General features: G+C 46.9%; 2 protein-coding genes. Both read right to left on the reverse strand.

The genetic code is table 11. The annotated features are described in order from the left end of the window. Positions 1-122: 122 nt before the first annotated feature. Positions 123-803, reverse strand: coding sequence for a transposase (locus F6K49_RS51130; protein ID WP_366514375.1), 681 nt, complete (start codon positions 801-803; stop codon positions 123-125). A 30-nt stretch (positions 804-833) separates the two neighbouring features. Further along, a complete protein-coding gene (locus F6K49_RS54140; protein WP_366514374.1) occupies positions 834-1031 on the reverse strand; it encodes a hypothetical protein in 198 nt (65 codons plus the stop codon). Positions 1032-1168 lie beyond the last annotated feature (137 nt).

The following is a 1168-nucleotide window of genomic DNA, read 5'->3' on the forward strand; positions in this document are numbered from 1 at the left end:
GGGCCGAACTCTCCGACGGCCAGGCCACCGACAACTAAAACCCTCGACTGACAACATGAGCCCGGCACCGTATCTGGGCGCCGGGCTCGTTTCGCCGCGAAGGAAATTTTAATACTACTCGACTATTTGACTTGGTAGATGATGCTCGGATGGCATTGGAATGGATGCGGAGTATTCCTGAGATTGACAGCAGTAGAATCGGAGTTCTTGGTCAAATTGACATACTCACCGCCCTTGAAGAGCGGTGATTCTTGACAGATCATCGGGTTGTGCTGTCGAACGCGCCCCGCGTGACCTACGGTCTCAACAGTCTTACCATCCCTCCTTGCCCATTTACGGTCGTGCCGATGCCCCATGCCGACCTTTTCTATGTTTTTTGCAGCGTTAATATCTCTGTCTTGTTCTGTACCGCAGTTCAAACAAAGTACCGAACGCACAGACAAGTCGAGTTTTCCCCATTTGAACCCACAATCAGAACAAACTTGGCTAGTGGGTTCCCAGCGACTGATGACCCTGAAGTCCCTTCCATATTTGTCTGATTTAGCCTCGCAAAGAGTTCTAAACTCAGCCCATCCCTGCTGGCTTATAGCTCTAGCTAACTTTCGATTCTTGATCATCCCTGATACGTTTAGGTCTTCCAGGACTATTGCTTGGTTCTCGACAACAGTCTTGGTTGATAGCTTGTGCAGGAAATCTTTTCTTTTGTTAGCTATTTCGTTGTTTATCTTAGCTATTCTTAACCGAGTTACTTCTCTGCGATTTGACCCCTTGGGCTGTTTAGCAAACTTCTTTTGAGCTTTTATTAATTTGCGATCGCGTAGCGTGAGCTTTGCTCAATCAAGCTTTGAGTAGTCAGGGCTATGGACTTCTCTCCCGTCGCTCATTACAGCAAATGTCTTGATACCTAGATCGATTCCAATACTGGGATTCTTGGCTTCAACCTGAACAGGCTCAATATCCACAACAAAACTCAAAAAATAATTATTCGCACAATCCTTGATAATGGTGACCGAACTTGGATCTGATGGCAACGCTCTAGACCATTGGTGACAAGTTAAGAGAAAAAGCCTTTTGTCAAGAGGGGGGATTGCCTCAGGGTTCGAGTCGTGTGAAACTCAGAACAGACAAGTAATTGAGCCATGGTGAATCCTGATGAGCGGCCACCGAA

This window comes from Moorena sp. SIO3I6, from assembly GCF_010672095.1.